The organism is Methylophaga sp. OBS1 (assembly GCF_026319365.1).
This window is the reverse complement of sequence record NZ_JAPDMS010000002.1, coordinates 45,477-62,171: the sequence shown is the minus strand read 5'-3', so window position 1 is coordinate 62,171 and position 16,695 is coordinate 45,477. Positions and strand designations below refer to the sequence as shown.

Genomic DNA, 16,695 nt, shown 5'->3' with positions numbered 1-16,695 from the left:
GAATGTAGAAAATGGCTACACGTAGACATTTAGCTAATGCAATCCGTGCTCTGAGTATGGATGCAGTACAAAAGGCGAATTCTGGTCACCCGGGTGCGCCTATGGGTATGGCGGATATCGCCGAAGTCCTGTGGAACGATCACCTGAAGCACAATCCTAACAACCCGAAATGGGCTGACCGTGATCGCTTTATCCTGTCTAACGGCCACGGTTCTATGTTGATTTATTCATTGTTGCACCTGACCGGTTACGACCTGCCAATGGATTCAATCAAAACATTCCGTCAGCTGCACTCTCAATGTGCCGGTCACCCTGAATACGGTTATGCACCGGGTGTTGAAACCACCACTGGTCCTCTGGGTCAGGGCATTACCAACGGTGTCGGTTTCGCCATGGCTGAAAAACTGATGGCGGATCAATTCAACAAACCAGGTCACGACATCGTTAACCACCACACCTATGTGTTCATGGGCGACGGCTGCCTGATGGAAGGCGTTTCTCACGAAGCCTGTGCGCTGGCCGGTACCTGGGGTCTGGGTAACCTGATCGCATTCTGGGATGACAACAACATCTCTATCGACGGTCATATCGATGGCTGGTACACCGATGACACTGCCAAGCGTTTTGAAGCTTACGGCTGGCATGTACAAGCTGTTGACGGTCACGATGCTGACGCTATCAACAAAGCCATCGAAGAAGCCAAGAAAGTCACTGACAAGCCGTCACTGATCTGCTGTAAAACCATCATTGGTTTCGGTTCACCTAACAAATCAGCCAGCCACGACTGCCATGGTGCAGCGCTGGGTGAAGAAGAAGTGGCACTGACCCGTAAAGAACTGGGTTGGGACTACGAGCCATTTGTGATTCCTGAAGACGTTTACGAAGGTTGGGATGCCAAAGCCAAAGGTGCTGAAGCAGAAGCCGCCTGGAACGAAAAATTCGCTGCCTACGAGAAGGAATACCCTGAACTGGCTGCTGAGTTCAAACGTCGTATGGCCGGTGAACTGCCAGCAAACTGGAAAGAAGTCACTGACAAGATGATTGCTGAAACCAACGAGAAAGCTGAAAAAGTAGCGACTCGTAAAGCGTCACAAAATGTCATTACTGCACTGGCACCAACGCTGCCGGAATTCCTGGGCGGTTCTGCCGACCTGACTGGTTCAAACCTGACAAGCTGCCCGAGCTTCAAGCATGTTTCCGGTAAAGAGCCTGGTAACTACATCTCTTACGGTGTTCGTGAATTCGGTATGTTTGCCATCATGAACGGTATGGCACTGCATGGTGGTCTGCTGCCTTACGGTGGTACTTTCCACATGTTCTCTGACTACGCCAAAAACGCCCTGCGTATGGCGGCACTGATGAAGCAGCGTACCGTTGCTGTCCTGACTCATGACTCTATCGGTCAGGGTGAAGACGGCCCGACTCACCAACCTATCGAGCAATCTGCCGGCCTGCGTTACATCCCGAACATGGATGTATGGCGTCCGGGTGACTCAACCGAAGTAGCGGTTGCCTGGGTTGCAGCTGTTGAGCGTATGGATGGTCCTACCAGCCTGGTTCTGAGCCGTCAGGGTGTCCCTGGCCGTACTCACGATACAGCTGACTTCGAAGCGATTCGTAAAGGTGGCTATGTCATCTCTGAAGCAGACGGCGGCAACGCTGATGTGATTCTGATTGCGACCGGTTCTGAACTGGATCTGGCTCTGCAGTCTCAAGAAGCACTGAAAGGCGAAGGTATCAAAGCTCGCGTTGTTTCCATGCCTTCAACCAACGTCTTTGATCGTCAGGACCAAGCTTACAAAGACAGCGTCCTGACACCAGGCGTCAAACGCGTTTCTGTTGAAGCTGGTGTCACTGACTTCTGGCGTAAATATGTCGGTCTGGAAGGCGGTACTGTCGGTATCGACACCTTCGGTGAATCTGCACCGGGTGGCGATCTGTTCAAGTACTTCGGCTTCACTGTCGACAACGTGGTTAAAACGGTTAAAGAAACCCTGTAAGGGCTTATTTAATCGCACAAAAAATGACCAGCGGGCTTTGGCCCGCTGGTTTTTTTTCGCCTGACACTTTAAAGTCTAAAAAGTAGATCCTTGTCCACAAGTTTTTAGTTTTTAGACAAATTGAATCCAGAGAGGAAACAGCATGACGATTAAAGTCGGTATTAACGGTTTTGGCCGTATCGGCCGGATGGCGTTCCGGGCTGCAGTCAAAGACTTCAAAGATATCGAAGTGGTCGCAATTAATGACTTATTGGATCCGGAATATCTTGCTTACATGCTCAAATATGACTCAGTCCATGGTCGCTTTGATGGTCAGGTTGAAGTCAAAGATGGTCACCTGGTCGTCAACGGTAAAACCATCCGAGTGACTGCCGAGCGCAATCCGGCTGATCTGAAGTGGGATGAAGTCGGTGCAGAACTGGTGATTGAATGCACCGGTTTTTTCCTGACTGAAGAAAGCTGTCAGGCGCATATAGATGCCGGTGCCAAAAAAGTCGTGCAATCGGCCCCGTCGAAAGATCACACGCCGATGTTTGTCTTCGGCGTGAACCACAAAAGCTATCAGGGCGAAGCCATTGTTTCAGCGGCTTCATGCACGACCAATGCACTGGCACCGGTCTCCAAAGTGCTGCATGACAGCTTTGGTATCAAACGGGGTCTGATGACCACCGTGCATGCTGCCACAGCGACACAGAAAACGGTGGATGGCCCCTCCATGAAAGACTGGCGAGGTGGCCGCGGCATTCTGGAAAATATCATTCCTTCTTCTACCGGTGCCGCCAAAGCTGTCGGCAAGGTATTGCCGGATCTGAACGGCAAACTGACAGGTATGGCATTCCGTGTGCCAACCTCGGATGTATCTGTGGTGGACCTAACCGTGGAACTGGAAAAAGACGCGGATTATGAAGCCATCTGCCAGGCCATGCGTGATGCGTCCAGCGGCGAGTTGAGAGACGTTCTGGCTTACACCGATGAAAGCGTGGTTTCTACCGATTTCAGAGGCTGTACCGCACCATCGATTTTTGATGCCGGCGCCGGTATTGCGCTGGACGGCACATTTATCAAAGTCGTCGCCTGGTATGACAATGAATACGGCTATACCTGCAACATGATGCGCCTTGTGCAACATGTGGCCGACTAAGTCGACACAGATAGATTGAACCATGGAGGCTTCCTGCTCATCAGCGGGAGGCCTTTTTTATGCCCAAAACAGTGGCGAAGACCACTATACTGGGCAAAAACGAAAAATTTCGAGAGGGAAATTTCATGTCCGTAATCAAAATGGCTGATTTGGACCTGGCCGGTAAACGCGTATTGATTCGCCAGGATCTGAATGTGCCGCTGAAAAAAGGCGTGGTCGCTGACGGTACCCGTATTCATGCTTCGTTGCCCACCATCAAACTGGCGCTGGAAAAAGGCGCTCGCGTGATGATTATGTCGCATCTGGGCCGCCCTACCGAGGGCGAGTATGTTCACCAGTATTCAATGGCACCGGTAGCCAATTATCTATCAGCCCTGCTGGAACAGCCGGTCAGGCTTGAGCAGAACTGGCTGGAGCCTGACTTTATCCCGGTCGAGCCGGGCGAAGTTGTACTGTGCGAAAACGTGCGCTTTAACATGGGTGAAAAGAAAAACGACGAAGCTTTATCAAAACGCATGGCGCAGATGTGTGATGTGTTTGTGATGGATGCTTTCGGTACGGCTCACCGCGCTCAGGCATCTACCCACGGTGTGGCCAGATATGCGCCTGTTGCCTGTGCCGGCCCTTTGCTGGCGGCTGAGCTGGAAGCCCTGGGTAAAGCATTGGATAATCCGGCCCGACCTATGGTCGCGATTGTCGGTGGCTCCAAGGTTTCCACCAAGCTGAGCGTGCTGGAAAGTCTGTCTAACAAGGTCGATCAATTGATAGTGGGCGGCGGGATTGCCAATACCTTTATCGCTGCGGAAGGCTTCAATGTAGGTAACTCACTCTATGAAGATGAGTTTCTGGATACCTGTCGTAAACTGCGCGCTGACGCCCAGGCCCGTGGCGGAGATATTCCGGTCCCGACCGATGTGGTCTGCGGGAAAAAGTTCGCTGAAAATGCTGAAGCGGAAACCAAGAAAGTCGAAGAAGTGCAGGATGATGATATGATCTTCGATATCGGTCCCAAAACAGCAGCGACGCTGGCCGATATCCTCAAAAATGCGGGTACCATCGTCTGGAACGGGCCGGTTGGCGTTTTTGAATTCAACCAGTTCGGTGAAGGCACCAAAGAAATCGCAATGGCGATTGCCGAATCTGACGCCTTTTCTATCGCTGGTGGCGGCGACACACTGGCAGCGGTAGCCAAATACAAAATCTGTGATGATATTTCTTACATTTCTACGGGTGGGGGTGCTTTCCTCGAGTTCCTGGAGGGTAAAACCCTGCCTGCCGTTGAAATTCTGGAGCAGCGTGCCGCCGAATCCAGCTAACTGACAAGGAGTTGATGTGACGGCCATTAGACGAACAAAAATTGTTGCGACTCTGGGGCCGGCCACACAACGGCCCGAAACCCTGGATGCCATGTTCGAAGCCGGCATGAATGTGGTCAGGCTCAATTTCTCGCATGGTGACCCGGCTGATCATATTCAACTGGCCGAGCGGGTGCGTGAGCGCGCCCGCATTTGTCACAAGCCGGTTGGCATTCTCGCTGATCTGCAAGGACCCAAAATTCGTATCGCCCGCTTTAAAGACGGGCCAATCGTGCTAAAAGATGGGTCCAGCTTCGTCCTCGATGCGGATCTTGGCAGCCAGGATGGTGATGATTATCAGGTCGGGATTGATTACAAAGCCCTGCCGGACGATGTCAGTGACGGCGATATCCTGTTGCTGGATGACGGTCGTATTGTGTTACGGGTCGAAGGCGTCAATGACCGTCGCATCATGACCCGGGTCATCACCGGCGGGCCTTTATCTAACAACAAGGGCATTAACCGCCAGGGCGGCGGTTTATCAGCAGCAGCCCTGACTGGCAAAGATTGCCAGGATATCGTTACTGCGGCGCGGATGGAGGCGGATTATCTTGCGGTGTCTTTCCCCCGTTCTGCAGAGGATATTCACGAAGCCCGGCGCCTGTTGCATGAAGCGGGTGGCCATGCGGCTATTGTCGCCAAAATAGAACGAGCCGAAGCGCTTGATGCGATCGAGGAGATCATTGAAGCTGCTGATGCGATTATGGTGGCCAGGGGGGATCTTGGGGTGGAAATGGGGGATGCTGCCCTGCCACCAATTCAGAAACGCATAATCAGCTTGGCCCGCCGTATGAACCGGGTCACGATCACCGCGACCCAGATGATGGAATCGATGATCCTGAATCCCATCCCCACCCGTGCCGAGGTCTTCGATGTCGCCAACGCCGTGCTGGATGGCACTGATGCGGTGATGCTCTCCGGGGAAACTGCAGTGGGCAAAAATCCGATTAAAACCATAGCCGCAATGCACCGGATTTGCCTGCAGGCAGAACAGGAGCGGGAAATTCGCGTTTCCCGCCACCGGATAGATTCCAGCTTCGAGCAGATGGATGAGGCGATTGCAATGGGCGCCATGTATCTGGCCAATCATCTCAATGTGAAAACTATCGCAGCACTGACAGAGTCAGGTTCTACGGTGTTATGGATGTCACGCATCAGTTCCGGTATTCCGATTTTTGCTCTGACCCCGCATGAAAAAACAGCCCGGCGGGTCACCCTTTACCGCGGTGTTTATCCCATCAAATTCGCACGAGAGCACAATGATCATGCCACGCTTAACCGTGAGGTCATTACTGAGCTTGAGCGTCGCGGCGTAGTTGTGGAAGGTGATATAGTTATCATTACAAAAGGTGATTTGGAGGTTCAGGGCAGCACTAATGCGCTCAAGCTGGTGCGTGTTGGTGATATGGTCGAGCCCCGGGTCAATGGTCAAAGCTGCGAATAACGCAGTGTCAGGGCTTGTGTATCTCTCATCGCGGTTTATGTCGTGAACTGTATAAGTGAGCGTCAAACAAGACGTAAACGGTGAGGTGTAAAGTCCCTGCCCAAGGATTAGTTCTGGAGGAGAGAAATTATGGCTCTCATATCATTGCGTCAATTACTCGACTATGCGGCTGAGCATGAATTCGGCGTGCCATCCTTCAATGTGAATAACATGGAACAGGTGCATTCGATTATGGAGGCGGCGGTGGCGGCCGACAGTCCTGTCATCATGCAGGCCAGTGCCGGCGCCAGGAGTTATGCCGGTGAACCGTTTCTGCGGCACTTGATTCTGGCTGCGCTGGAAGCCTACCCGGCTATTCCAATTGTGCTGCATCAGGATCATGGTGCATCCCCCGGCGTCTGTGCCCGATCAATTCAGTCCGGCTTCAGCTCGGTGATGATGGATGGTTCATTGCTGGAAGATATGAAAACGCCGGCAGAATATGAATACAACGTGCGGGTCACCCGTGAAGTGGTCGATATGGCCCATGCCTGTGGCGTCTCGGTGGAAGGTGAACTGGGCTGTCTGGGCTCGCTGGAGTCGGGCATGATGGGCGAAGAGGATGGCCACGGTGCCGAAGGCAAACTGGATCGGGAAAAACTGCTGACCGATCCGGATGAAGCCGTGGACTTTGTCAAACGCACCGAAGTGGATGCCCTGGCGGTCGCTATCGGCACCAGTCATGGCGCCTATAAGTTTACCCGGCCACCAACCGGCGAGATTCTGGCCATCGACCGTATCAGGGAACTGAGAAAGAAACTCCCCAACACGCATTTTGTGATGCACGGTTCCAGCTCAGTGCCACAGGAATGGCTGAAGATTATTAATACGCATGGCGGTGATATCGGTCAGACCTACGGTGTGCCGGTGGAAGAAATCGTCGAGGGTATTAAGTCGGGCGTACGCAAGGTCAATATTGATACCGATCTGCGGATGGCCTCAACCGGCGCCATTCGTCAGTTTATGACCGATGAAAAGAACAAGCCGGTGTTTGACCCGCGTAAATTTCTTCAGGCATCGACAGCCGCGATGCAGGCCATCTGTCAGGCTCGCTATGAAGCATTCGGCAGTGCCGGTCATGCGAGCAAGATCAAAGCGATCCCGCTTAGCACAATGGTGGAACGCTACCAGCGTGGCGAGTTAAAACCGGTTTTATCCTGACAGTCATCAGCGCCTCAGAACAAACCGTGGTAAGGCGTCTTTTCTGCCTCAAACCAATCAGTTGCGAGCATAATGCCTGAATGCGGTAAACTAACGCTTTTAGCGATGGGAATGGACAGGTGCAGCAACTGATAGCAATAGCAGTCGGCGGTGCGGTGGGAGCCGTGCTGCGTTTTGTGGTGTCTACCAGTGTTCATCGCCTGATGGGCAGAGACTTTCCCTATGGCACATTAACTGTTAACGTGCTCGGTTCGCTGCTGATGGGCTTTTTATTCATCATGCTGGTTGAGCGTCAAATCAGCTCAATAGAGTTGAGATCGGGCATTTTATTTGGTGTGTTAGGTGCTTTTACCACCTTTTCTTCATTCTCACTGGAAACACTGGCTTTGATGGAGAGTGGTGACTGGGCCAAGGCGGTGCTGAATGTGTTTTTGAGCGTGAGCTGTTGCCTGCTGGCAACCTGGGTCGGTTTGGGAATAGGAAGGCAAATATGAGTCAGGCTGTGACGATGGCACGTATCTATCTGGTTGAAGGCCGGGATGACGTCAATAAAATCATCTCCCGACTGGTGGATATCCGTGTCCGGGGCTTCACCGTATTTAAGGGGGTGGCAGGACTGGGCAGCGATCACCGTCTTCACAAGGCCTCGCTATTAGCACTTTCCTCCGAATTGCCCATCATCATTGAGTTTTTTGATGAGCCCGATCACGTCAGGGAAACGATTGAAAAACTGGGAGATTTGGTGAAGCCGGAATTGGTTATCAGCTGGCCCGCACAATCTGGAATTTAAAATAAGATGTTAGATCCGAAGTTACTGAGAAACGATGTTGAACAGCTTGCAGTACAATTAAAACGCCGTGGTTTTGAACTTGACCTGGCGTTGCTGGCACAACTGGAAGGGGAACGTAAACAGGCGCAGCGGGATGCGCAGGAACTGCAGACAGAGCGCAATACCCGATCCAAAAACATTGGTAAAGCCAAGGCGGCCGGTGAAGATATCGCCCCCCTGCTGAAAGAAATTGATGATCTGGGCGATCGCCATAAAGCGGCTGAAGCCCGTCTCGCTGAAGTGCTGGACAAGCTCAATGATGTGGCGCTGGGTATTCCTAATCTGCCCCAGGCAGATGTGCCTGCCGGTCAGGATGAGACTGAAAATGAAGAAGTCTCGCGCTGGGGTGAGCCTCGCCAGTTTGATTTCGAACCCAAAGATCATGTGGATCTGGGTGCCGCACTCAACGGCATGGATTTCGAAACGGCGGCAAAAATCAGCGCTGCCCGCTTTGTCACGCTGCAGGGGCCTCTGGCCAGACTGCAACGGGCACTGACCCAGTTCATGCTGGATACCCACAGCGAGCAGCATGGCTACACCGAAACTTATGTGCCCTACCTGGTCAATGCCGAGTCGCTCAAAGGCACCGGTCAGTTACCTAAGTTCGAAGCGGATTTGTTCAAAATTGATGATGGCGAGTTTTATCTCATCCCGACCGCCGAGGTACCGGTCACCAATATCGTTCGCGATACCATCAGTGATGATGCGGCGTTGCCGTTGAAATTTGTGGCACACACACCCTGTTTCCGCAGTGAAGCTGGTTCGCATGGTCGTGACGTGCGTGGTCTGATTCGTCAGCATCAGTTCGAAAAAGTAGAGCTGGTACAAATCGTCAAACCAAAGGACAGCCAGGCGGCCCATGAAGAGCTGACCGCCCATGCCGAAAAAATCCTGCAACTACTGGAACTGCCTTACCGCAAGGTGAATCTGTGTACCGGGGATCTGGGTTTCTCCTCAACCAAGACCTACGATCTGGAAGTCTGGCTGCCCAGCCAGCAGACCTATCGGGAGATCTCATCCTGCAGTAATTTCGGCGACTTTCAGGCGCGTCGCCTGCAAGCCCGCTGGCGTAACCCGGAAACCGGCAAGCCGGAACTGGTGCATACACTCAATGGTTCGGGCCTCGCGGTCGGCCGTACCCTGCTGGCATTAATGGAAAACCATCAACAGGCTGATGGCTCAATTACTATCCCGGCTGCGTTGCGGCCTTATCTGGCTGGGCAGGAAAGCATCAGTGCTTGAGTTCAGCCTGGTCCAGAAGATTATTATCTGGGCAATTCCGGTTCTGTTTGCCATCACTGTGCATGAAGTCGCGCACGGCTGGGTGGCCCTCAAGCTCGGCGATCGCACCGCGCAGATGATGGGACGGTTGACACTGAATCCGATCAAACATGTGGATCCGATCGGCACACTGCTGGTGCCGGGCGTGCTGTTACTGCTGGGCGGTATTGTATTCGGCTGGGCCAAACCGGTGCCGGTGACCTTTCAGAATCTGCGTAAACCCAAGGCCCATATGGCCTGGGTCGCGCTGGCCGGCCCTACCGCCAACCTGATCATGGCCGTGTTTTGGGCGCTGATAGCCAAACTGGGGCTGGCGCTGGCCCAAAGCGGAAATGTGATTGGAGAACCCATGATGTTTATGGGCGTCGCCGGCATTTTGATCAATGCCATGCTGATGATGCTGAACCTGCTGCCCCTGCCACCTTTGGATGGAGGCCGGGTGCTGGTCAGTGTGTTGCCGGGGCCTTTGAGCTGGCAGGTCAGTCGGCTGGAGCCTTATGGTTTTTTCATCCTGCTGGGCTTGCTGTTTTTCGGTTTGCTGGGCCTGATTTTATGGCCGCTGGTGGGCGGAATGCTCAATACCCTGGCCTGGTTGTTTGAGTTGCCCCCGCAAATTTTCAGCACCATTTTATAGATATTCGATGACCAATATCGGGAGATCACTTTGGATACGGTAGCTTTACAGTCACGACGAATTGTTTCAGGCATGCGCCCGACCGGGCAGCTGCACCTGGGACATTATCATGGTGTACTGAAAAACTGGGTCAAACTGCAGCATGAATTCGATTGCTTCTTTTTTGTCGCAGACTGGCATGCCTTGACTACCCACTATGAAGACAGCGGTGTTATCGAAGACAGTGTCTGGGAAATGGTGATTGACTGGCTGGCTGCGGGCATTGAACCTTCTGCGGCTTCCATGTTCCTGCAGTCCAAAGTGCCCGAACATGCCGAGTTGCACCTGCTGTTGTCAATGATGACACCTTTGTCCTGGCTGGAGCGGGTGCCGACATATAAAGATCAGCAGGAAAAACTCAAGGAAAAAGATCTGTCGACCTATGGTTTCCTCGGTTATCCGTTACTGCAGAGTGCGGATATTCTGATTTACCGTGCCGGCCAGGTGCCGGTGGGTGAAGACCAGGTTGCTCATGTCGAACTGACCCGTGAGGTCGCGCGTCGCTTTAATCACCTTTATGGTCGTGAAAAAGACTTCGAGGAAAAAGCCGAAGCCGCGATCAAAAAAATGGGTAAGAAAAATGCCAAGCTCTATAACAACCTGCGCAAGTCCTATCAGGAGAAGGGGGATGCCGAAGCTTTGGCGACTGCACGCGAGCTGCTGAAAAATCAGCAGAATCTGGCTCTGGGCGATATGGAGCGTCTCTTCGGCTTTCTGGAGGGCGCCGGTAAAGTGATTCTGCCAGAGCCAAAGGCGCTGTTGACACCGGCTTCCAAAATGCCCGGTCTTGATGGCCAGAAGATGTCCAAGTCTTATGGCAACACCATTTCCCTGCGTGAACCAGAAGATTCGCTGGCAGAGAAAATCAAACGGATGCCGACCGATACCAATCGGGTGCGCCGAAGTGATCCGGGTGATCCTGATCGTTGCCCGGTATGGCAACTGCACGAGGTTTATGCCAACGAGGATCAGAAACAGTGGGTACAGGAAGGGTGTCGAAGCGCGGGTATTGGCTGTCTCGACTGTAAAGGCCCGCTGATCGATGCTGTCAGCGCCGAGCTACGGCCGATTCGTGAGCGCGCCAATGATTTCAGCCAGCATCCTGAAGACGTGCGCCGGATCATTGACGATGGCACGGCGGCCGCGCGAGAAGTAGCACAGGAGACGCTGGCCGAGGTCAGAGTCGCGATGGGACTTAATTACAAGTAGATTGATATGGCAGAACGTATACAAAAAGTCCTGGCTCGGGCCGGTTATGGCTCACGTCGACAGATAGAAACCTGGATTAAAGAAGGCCGGCTCAGCCGTAATGGTGAAACCGCCAGCCTGGGTGATCAGATTAGTGAAGGCGACCGGCTGCGTCTGGATAATAAACCCTTATCACCTAAACGCCTGTGGCAACAGCCGCAGCAGGTAATTTTATATAACAAGCCGATTGGCGAGGTCTGTACCCGACGCGACCCGGAAGGGCGTCGTACCATTTTTCAATCACTGCCCAAGCCGGAACAGGGCCGCTGGGTGAGTGTTGGTAGACTGGATTTGAATACCAGTGGTCTCATCATTCTGACCACCGATGGTGAACTGGCGAACCGACTGATGCATCCTGCCAATGAGATGGACCGTGAATACGCGGTCCGCATTCTGGGCGAGGTGACACCGGAGATGATGCAGACCCTTCGTGATGGGGTCATACTTGATGATGGTGAGGCCAAGTTTAATGATATTCAGGAATCGGGTGGTGAAGGTGCCAATAAATGGTTTCATGTAGTCATTCAGGAAGGGCGTAACCGTGAAGTACGCCGACTCTGGGAGAGTCAGGGGGTTCAGGTCAGTCGATTGATGCGGGTGCGTTACGGACCGATTATTATGCCTAACAACCTGCGTATCGGTCACTGGACCAAACTGGAAGGTGGTGATCTGGATTATCTTTATGAACAGGCTGGTATGAAACCGGTTTCTGTCAAAAAAACGGCGGGAAGTACGAAAAGACCGCAGAAAGCAGATAAACGTGGTGCTAAACCTGCCAAGCCAGAGACCTCTCCCTATAAAGGCAAAGCGAGAGCACCCAGTGAAGATAAACCCAAACGTCGACCTCGTATTCGAGGCCGTTGAGCTCAGTCCTGTTGGGTGGGAGGAGCGCAGACCGCTGTATTGCGACCCCTATGTTTTGCCTGGTACAAGGCCATGTCGGCACGCTCAAATAAGTGGTAACCGTGCTCTTCGCCATCGAGTTGGGCGACACCCAAACTGACAGTGAATCCAAACCCACGCTTACCGTCATGACACAGTGTTTCTGACACTGCGAGCCGAAGGCGTTCTGCCACAATGGCTGCTGCTTCCAGATCAGTGTTACTGAGCAGCAGAACAAATTCTTCGCCGCCGAAACGGAAGGCCATATCACTCCGACGCATTGTCTGGTTTATGGTTTCAGCAAGCGTTTTCAATGCCCGATCACCACTACTATGACCGTACGCGTCGTTGATGGCTTTGAAGTTATCGATATCCAAAATAATCAAAGACAGGTCAGCTTGCTGACGCTGTGCCAGATCAATCTCACGTTGCAGACTCTTGTCATAGGCAGCGCGGTTACCCAGTCCGGTCAGATCATCAAGCAACGCTGAGTTCTGTGCTTGTTTATAAAGCAGGCAGTTGCGTAAAGGATAAACCAACTGACACAGCAGATCCTCAAGCAGTGCAATTTGTGTTTCTGTAAATTTGTGCCGACGGGTCAATGTCAGATCACCCAGATACTGACCATTCATATCCAGTTTGTAATGACAGCGGTGATGACGCTGGCTGTCACTGTCGATCTGACAGTTGAGTGGCAAGTGCTGGTAATGGAAACTGTCGAAATGCATGACCTGGCGAAGTTGCTGTTCGAACAGCGGCAATAATTCTTCCAGGACAAGCGTGGTTTGCAAAACCCCCGGCAAACGACTGACGAGATCTTCAGCCGACAGGGTCGGGCTGGTGGTGACAGGTTTAGGCGCGGTCTGACCGCCATCGACCAGGCTGAGCTTACTGTTGTTGTTGGGTAATTGCTGTTCCATAACACTTATCCTTACTCGTGGTAAGTGTTATGTGCGATATTTGTGCCAAAAACAAAAAATACAATTAAATCAGGATCTTGACGTGTGGTGTCAGCGATTTGACAGATCGCTTTGATCAAGTGTTATCAGTTTTGTCCGTGATCTGCTTCACATAACAAAGCCAGATAACGTGGCGCGATAGCGTCAGGTTTAGGCAATACGGCCGGATCCGTTGCCGGAAATGCTCTTGCAAACAGTTCCGTTTGCACGCTGCCGGGGTCAAGGGTGTGCACTTGCAGCTTGCCCTGGGCTTCAGATTCCTCGGCAATCTGTGCCGCCAGTGCTTCGATTGCCGACTTACTGATACCGTAGGCACCCCAGTAGGCATCATGCTTGTGTGCATCGGTGGTGAAAATCAATTTGCTGCCTTCCTGCTTTTTCAGCATCGGCAGGCAGGCGCGGGTGAGGAGATATGTGGCGGTGAGGTTAATATGCAGCGTTTCCAGCCAGGTTTTAGTGTCCTGGTGTTCTACCGGGGCTAGTTGGCCCAGCGCGGCAGCACAGTGAATCAGTCCATCCAGCCGGCCGAACTGGGTGGACAGGGTTTCAGCCAGTTGCTGGTAATCAGGCACGGAGGCCCCTTTCAGATCCAGCGGATAGATAGCTGGTGTCGGACCACCACTTTCAGTGATGGCATCGTAAATCGACTCGAGCCCGGGAACGTGTTTATCAAGCAAAATGACCGTTGCGCCCTGGGCTGCGCAGGCCTGAGCTACTGAGGCACCGATGCCGCGAGCGGCACCGGTAATCAGAATAACGCGATCTCTGAGCTTGTCGGCCTCAGCATAACCCGACATGCAGCTTATTCAGCCGGTACAAACTGGCTGAATTTAGCGACACCGTTCTGGAACTGAACAGCGGTAGTGCCGTCTTCGCCATGCCATTCATGGTGAGTGATGGTCAGTGCATCAATGGTACGGGTTTGGGTGACATCGGGTTCACCCCATTTCGCAATGGCTTCTTCTTCCGTCATACCTTCGATGGAAGAACTGTCTTCCGCGGGCATAGCTTCTTGAGTTTCAGCGTCAGTTTCTGTGGCTGCTTCTTCTGAGGTCATTTCAGCAGGCGCTGCAGCCTCTTCAGCGGTATCCTGCTGAGCGCTGTCATCACCACAGGCGATCAGAAACAGACCCATAAACAGAGCGATAAACATCAAACGAATATGATTCAACATGGCATTCCCTATTTGTTATTTTGTAAAAATCGAAGTATAGCAACGGATCACGTTGTTCGCGACTGGCATTTGAGTTGCTCCATTAACTGTATCGCAGTTTGCTCACCGTTAAGGACTGCACCTTCCAAGGTAGCCGGGTAGGGATTGGCAACGAAGTCGCCCGCCAGCCACAGACCCGTGATCTCAGTGCGATTGTTGGGCCTTTGACGCTGAATGTCAACGTTACAGATAAAGGTGGCCCGTTTTTCACGGATAACCAGACTTTTGTCAGGCATGGGTGGCAATTCAGGCCACTGTTGATGAATTTCACCGGCTATCTGTTTCAGCAAAGCTGCTTTGCTGAGTTTTTCATGTTCGCCGGGGCCGCTAATCACGGCAGCAACCAGTCCGGGACGGAGTTCATGGCGATCAAAAAGCCACTGACACAAGGTCCCGCTCAACCCCTGAATCGGTGCGGGTAGACGGCAATCAGCCGGGTATTGCAGGTAGGCCGTCGCTATGGGATAACTATCAGAGACAGGCAAAGTGAGCTGCTCGTCGAGTAAAGGCCGGGCAGCGGCGAGCGGTGTCGCGACAATAATATGTTCGGCGGGGAAATACTGACCGCCCTGCGTAACAAGCCCGGTGACCTTGCCATCGTCGACAACAATCTTTTCTACCCGGCTTTGCAAGTGGATCTGACTCCCTTGTTGCTGGATGTATTGCTCAGCGAGCCTGGGCAGGGTTGCACCCAGAGGCAGTTTGGGAATCAGCAGATCCGTATCAGAACGTGCCCGAAAAGTGGTGCTCAGCACCCTGGCAAACACGGCAGCTGAAGCCATCTCAATGGGGGTGTTCAGAGTCGCGAGGCAGAGCGGCTCCCAGAGCTGACGGATCAGGCGCCGTGATTGACCGGCTTGATCCAGCCAGCTTGCCACGCTGATATCCGGCGTGGGTTTAAACCGTCTGGCAAGCCAGTTCAGACGGCTGATTTGGGCGAGACAATCCGTGCCATTATCACGCCATAATCGCCAGGCCAGCGACAGTGGCCAGGGCAACCCCGGACCGGCCGCGATTCTGAGAGGCGGATAGTCGGGATCCTGAATCTGGATATCCAGCGGTAAACGTTGAAACAAGGCTGTGTTGTCAGCGCCGATATCTTCCAGCAGGGATAGCGTGTGACGGTAAGCACCAATCATCAGGTGCTGGCCATTGTCGATTTCAAGACCCTGCCAGTCGACACTGCGGGCGCGACCACCCAACTGCCGGGCCGACTCGAATAGCTGGACCCGATGACCCTGTTGGGATAAGCGGACTGCGGCAGCGAGACCACTCCAGCCGCCACCGATAATCAATGTGGTCATCGGGCGTGTTTTCTTTCCCGGCGCGCGGTTTTCCAGGCCAGCCAGAGCTTACGCAGTGGGGTCAGAGACAAGCGATGCTGCATGACCTGGAAACCCTCGTGCTCCAGTTCATCCAGAGTCGCTTCATAAATGGCCGACATAATCAGGCCAGTACGCTGATTGAAGCGATCCTCTTGCGGTAGCAGATTTTTGGCTTCTTGATACAAATCGCGCGCACGCTGCGCCTCGAATTGGAGTAGGGCAGACAGCGCCGGTGTCTGTCGCAAACTGAGAATATCATCACGACTAACGTTGAAACGCTGCAAATCCTCTTGCGGCAGGTAAATTCGACCCCGTTCGGCATCTTCGCGGACATCACGAATAATATTGGTCAGTTGGAAAGCCAGTCCCAGCTTTTCGGCATATTTAAGCGTTTGACGGTTCTGGTAACCGAAAATTTCTGCCGCCAGCAGGCCGACGACACTGGCAACGCGATGACAATACAAAGCCAGGTGTTTGAAGGCGGGATAGGATTGTTGTTGTAGATCCATTTCCATGCCATCGATAATTTCATGAAAGTATTCCGGATGCAGTTCAAAATACGCCAGTGCCGTCTGCAGCGCTTTGCCTACCGGGTGGCTGGGCGTGCCGTTGAATGTCTGATCGATTTCCTGACGCCACCAGGCCAGAGTCTGAGCAGCGACATCCGGATCTGCAATTTCGTCCACAGCATCATCCACTTCACGGCAGAAAGCGTACAGAGCGATGATCGCCTGACGTTTTTGCGGCGGCAGGAACATAAAGCTGTAATAAAAGCTGGAGCCACTCTTCGCTGCTTTATTACGGCAGTATTCATCCGGTGTCATCGCAGCAGTCGCTCCACCACTTTGCCCTGTAGCAGATGCGAGTCAATGATTTCATCGATATCCTCGCGGGTTTCATAGTGGTACCAGGTGGCTTCCGGGTAGATGACCAGCATGGGTCCCAGCTTGCATCGATTGAGACAACCGGCATTATTGACCCGCACTTTCTTGATCTTCAGCGCTTTAACCCGTTGCTTGGCATAATCACGCAATGATTGCGCGCCGTGCTCGCCACAATTGGCTGAGCCGTCATCACGCTGATGAGTACAGAAAAACAGGTGGTAGTCATATATTTTCGCCATAGGCGTCAAGGATAGCTGACCT

17 protein-coding genes are annotated in these 16,695 nt (G+C 52.9%); 11 read left to right on the top strand and 6 right to left on the bottom strand.

Features of this window, described 5'->3' with window-relative positions:
* Positions 1 to 11 precede the first annotated feature (11 nt).
* From tkt to rluB, 11 genes are all read left to right on the top strand, one after another.
* Positions 12 to 2,000: a transketolase gene (gene tkt, locus OMQ46_RS07005; RefSeq protein ID WP_266236046.1), complete on the top strand. Its 1,989-nt coding sequence runs from the start codon at positions 12 to 14 to the stop codon at positions 1,998 to 2,000.
* 142 nt (positions 2,001 to 2,142) lie between these two features.
* On the top strand, positions 2,143 to 3,141 hold the full coding sequence (gap, locus tag OMQ46_RS07000) for a type I glyceraldehyde-3-phosphate dehydrogenase (RefSeq protein ID WP_266236045.1): 999 nt from the start codon (positions 2,143 to 2,145) through the stop codon (positions 3,139 to 3,141).
* A gap of 125 nt (positions 3,142 to 3,266) precedes the next feature.
* On the top strand, positions 3,267 to 4,457 hold the full coding sequence (locus OMQ46_RS06995; protein WP_266236044.1) for a phosphoglycerate kinase: 1,191 nt from the start codon (positions 3,267 to 3,269) through the stop codon (positions 4,455 to 4,457).
* 16 nt (positions 4,458 to 4,473) lie between these two features.
* Complete coding sequence (pyk, locus tag OMQ46_RS06990; protein ID WP_266236043.1) at positions 4,474 to 5,940, top strand: pyruvate kinase; 1,467 nt, start codon at positions 4,474 to 4,476, stop codon at positions 5,938 to 5,940.
* A gap of 129 nt (positions 5,941 to 6,069) precedes the next feature.
* Complete coding sequence (gene fba / locus OMQ46_RS06985; RefSeq protein WP_266236042.1) at positions 6,070 to 7,140, top strand: class II fructose-bisphosphate aldolase; 1,071 nt, start codon at positions 6,070 to 6,072, stop codon at positions 7,138 to 7,140.
* Positions 7,141 to 7,259: 119 nt separating this feature from the next.
* Positions 7,260 to 7,634, top strand: coding sequence for a fluoride efflux transporter CrcB (gene crcB / locus OMQ46_RS06980; protein ID WP_266236041.1), 375 nt, complete (start codon positions 7,260 to 7,262; stop codon positions 7,632 to 7,634).
* Complete coding sequence (locus OMQ46_RS06975; RefSeq protein ID WP_266236040.1) at positions 7,631 to 7,930, top strand: DUF190 domain-containing protein; 300 nt, start codon at positions 7,631 to 7,633, stop codon at positions 7,928 to 7,930. Before crcB ends, OMQ46_RS06975 begins: the two co-directional genes overlap by 4 nt.
* 6 nt (positions 7,931 to 7,936) lie before the next feature.
* Entirely contained in the window at positions 7,937 to 9,211 is a 1,275-nt protein-coding gene (gene serS / locus OMQ46_RS06970; protein WP_266236038.1) for a serine--tRNA ligase, read from the top strand.
* Entirely contained in the window at positions 9,204 to 9,884 is a 681-nt protein-coding gene (locus tag OMQ46_RS06965; protein ID WP_266236036.1) for a site-2 protease family protein, read from the top strand. The genes serS and OMQ46_RS06965 overlap by 8 nt, the downstream gene beginning before the upstream one ends.
* A 30-nt stretch (positions 9,885 to 9,914) precedes the next feature.
* The gene (locus tag OMQ46_RS06960) at positions 9,915 to 11,132 is read left to right on the top strand and encodes a tryptophan--tRNA ligase (RefSeq protein WP_266236034.1); all 1,218 of its coding nucleotides are present in this window, start codon (positions 9,915 to 9,917) and stop codon (positions 11,130 to 11,132) included.
* A 6-nt stretch (positions 11,133 to 11,138) separates the two neighbouring features.
* Complete coding sequence (gene rluB, locus OMQ46_RS06955) at positions 11,139 to 12,035, top strand: 23S rRNA pseudouridine(2605) synthase RluB (protein WP_266236033.1); 897 nt, start codon at positions 11,139 to 11,141, stop codon at positions 12,033 to 12,035.
* A 2-nt stretch (positions 12,036 to 12,037) separates the two neighbouring features.
* On the opposite strand, the gene OMQ46_RS06950 is transcribed toward rluB, so the two are convergent.
* The 6 genes from OMQ46_RS06950 to OMQ46_RS06925 all read right to left on the bottom strand — a co-directional run bounded on the left by OMQ46_RS06950 (position 12,038) and on the right by OMQ46_RS06925 (position 16,673).
* Positions 12,038 to 12,973 carry a GGDEF domain-containing protein gene (locus OMQ46_RS06950; RefSeq protein WP_266236031.1) on the bottom strand — a complete coding sequence of 312 codons (936 nt, stop codon included), beginning with the start codon at positions 12,971 to 12,973 and terminating at the stop codon, positions 12,038 to 12,040.
* A 125-nt stretch (positions 12,974 to 13,098) separates the two neighbouring features.
* The gene (locus tag OMQ46_RS06945) at positions 13,099 to 13,809 is read right to left on the bottom strand and encodes an SDR family NAD(P)-dependent oxidoreductase (RefSeq protein ID WP_266236030.1); all 711 of its coding nucleotides are present in this window, start codon (positions 13,807 to 13,809) and stop codon (positions 13,099 to 13,101) included.
* Positions 13,810 to 13,814: 5 nt separating this feature from the next.
* The gene (locus OMQ46_RS06940; RefSeq protein ID WP_266236028.1) at positions 13,815 to 14,186 is read right to left on the bottom strand and encodes a hypothetical protein; all 372 of its coding nucleotides are present in this window, start codon (positions 14,184 to 14,186) and stop codon (positions 13,815 to 13,817) included.
* A gap of 47 nt (positions 14,187 to 14,233) precedes the next feature.
* Entirely contained in the window at positions 14,234 to 15,529 is a 1,296-nt protein-coding gene (gene hpnE, locus OMQ46_RS06935; protein WP_266236026.1) for a hydroxysqualene dehydroxylase HpnE, read from the bottom strand.
* Positions 15,526 to 16,374, bottom strand: a complete 849-nt coding sequence (gene hpnD / locus OMQ46_RS06930) for a presqualene diphosphate synthase HpnD (protein ID WP_266236025.1) — start codon at positions 16,372 to 16,374, stop codon at positions 15,526 to 15,528. The genes hpnE and hpnD overlap by 4 nt, the downstream gene beginning before the upstream one ends.
* The gene (locus OMQ46_RS06925; protein WP_266236023.1) at positions 16,371 to 16,673 is read right to left on the bottom strand and encodes a (2Fe-2S) ferredoxin domain-containing protein; all 303 of its coding nucleotides are present in this window, start codon (positions 16,671 to 16,673) and stop codon (positions 16,371 to 16,373) included. Before OMQ46_RS06925 ends, hpnD begins: the two co-directional genes overlap by 4 nt.
* Positions 16,674 to 16,695: the final 22 nt, after the last annotated feature.

Bases quoted from the DNA above. Each gene is read 5' to 3' on its own strand.
- gap (WP_266236045.1), top strand. From the start codon at position 2,143: ATGACGATTAAAGTCGGTATTAACGGTTTTGGCCGTATCGGCCGGATG.
- rluB (WP_266236033.1), top strand. From the start codon at position 11,139: ATGGCAGAACGTATACAAAAAGTCCTGGCTCGGGCCGGTTATGGCTCA.
- tkt (WP_266236046.1), top strand. From the start codon at position 12: ATGGCTACACGTAGACATTTAGCTAATGCAATCCGTGCTCTGAGTATG.
- fba (WP_266236042.1), top strand. From the start codon at position 6,070: ATGGCTCTCATATCATTGCGTCAATTACTCGACTATGCGGCTGAGCAT.
- OMQ46_RS06945 (WP_266236030.1), bottom strand. From the start codon at position 13,809: ATGTCGGGTTATGCTGAGGCCGACAAGCTCAGAGATCGCGTTATTCTG.
- OMQ46_RS06975 (WP_266236040.1), top strand. From the start codon at position 7,631: ATGAGTCAGGCTGTGACGATGGCACGTATCTATCTGGTTGAAGGCCGG.
- OMQ46_RS06925 (WP_266236023.1), bottom strand. From the start codon at position 16,673: ATGGCGAAAATATATGACTACCACCTGTTTTTCTGTACTCATCAGCGT.
- hpnE (WP_266236026.1), bottom strand. From the start codon at position 15,529: ATGACCACATTGATTATCGGTGGCGGCTGGAGTGGTCTCGCTGCCGCA.
- OMQ46_RS06950 (WP_266236031.1), bottom strand. From the start codon at position 12,973: ATGGAACAGCAATTACCCAACAACAACAGTAAGCTCAGCCTGGTCGAT.
- serS (WP_266236038.1), top strand. From the start codon at position 7,937: ATGTTAGATCCGAAGTTACTGAGAAACGATGTTGAACAGCTTGCAGTA.
- hpnD (WP_266236025.1), bottom strand. From the start codon at position 16,374: ATGACACCGGATGAATACTGCCGTAATAAAGCAGCGAAGAGTGGCTCC.
- OMQ46_RS06940 (WP_266236028.1), bottom strand. From the start codon at position 14,186: ATGTTGAATCATATTCGTTTGATGTTTATCGCTCTGTTTATGGGTCTG.
- OMQ46_RS06995 (WP_266236044.1), top strand. From the start codon at position 3,267: ATGTCCGTAATCAAAATGGCTGATTTGGACCTGGCCGGTAAACGCGTA.